This is a genomic window from Streptomyces sp. SID4985 (assembly GCF_009863025.1).
Classification (GTDB): domain Bacteria; phylum Actinomycetota; class Actinomycetes; order Streptomycetales; family Streptomycetaceae; genus Streptomyces.
In genome coordinates this window covers 1-906 of sequence record NZ_WWIR01000672.1, presented here as the reverse complement: position 1 = coordinate 906, position 906 = coordinate 1, and the positions used below count along the sequence as shown (strand labels likewise).

Genomic DNA, 906 nt, shown 5'->3' with positions numbered 1-906 from the left:
GGCCGCGCCCTTCAACCGGGCGCGCAACGCCCGTACGTTGGCGCGCAGGGCACCCAGATCGATCTCGGCGCGGGCGCGCAGGGGCGCCGTCGGCACAGCTGCTGTCTCGTTCATGGCGCCCCCAGTCTCTCAGAGGCCCCGCCCGGCCCCCGGAAGCACTCCTCGGCGGCCCTGTCCCGGGTGCGCGTCCCCCGGTGCCGCACAGCCCGTCATGCCCTGTCGGTGGGGCTCAGTCCCAGTCCAGCTCCCGCCGTACGTCCCGCCACGCCTCCGGCAGCCGGTCGGAGATGTCCAGGGCCGCGATCGGCGCGCCCCGGGAGGCGAACCGCCCGGCGAGGCCGTGCAGATAGGCGCCCACGCTGCCCGCGTCGAGCGGGGAGAGGCCGGAGGCGAGCAGCGAGCCGGTGAGTCCGGAGAGCACGTCGCCGCTGCCCGCGGTGGCGAGCCAGGCGGTGCCGGTGGGGTTGACCCGGACGGGGCCGCCGTCGGGGGCGGCGATCAGTGTGGTCGAGCCCTTGAGCAGGACCGTCGCCCGGTAGACGGCCGCCAGTTCGCGCACCGAGGCGAGCCGGTTCGCCTCGACCTCCTCGCGGCGTACACCCAGCAGGGCGGCGGCCTCGCCCGCGTGAGGGGTCATCAGGGTCGGTGCGCTCCGCCCGCGTACCGCGTCCCGGTCCGCGAGCCGGAGGCCGTCGGCGTCCAGCAGGACCGGTACGTCCGCGCCGAGCACCTTGGCGACGGTGGCCGCGTCGTCCCCGGCGCCGGGGCCCACCACCCACGCCTGCACGCGGCCCGCGTGGTCGGGGCCCTGGTCGGAGACGAGCGTCTCGGGGAACCGGGCGATCACCGCGTCCCCGGCCGGTCCGACGTACCGCACGGCCCCCGCGCCCCCGCGCAGCGCGCCGG

At 77.6% G+C, this 906-nt stretch carries 1 protein-coding gene; it reads right to left on the bottom strand.

Annotated features, from left to right (window positions below; all coding sequences use genetic code 11):
* Window positions 1–229 precede the first annotated feature (229 nt).
* Window positions 230–906 (bottom strand): NAD(P)H-hydrate dehydratase (locus tag GTW40_RS29040; protein ID WP_161183109.1); only part of this gene is annotated, 677 nt, incomplete at its 5' end.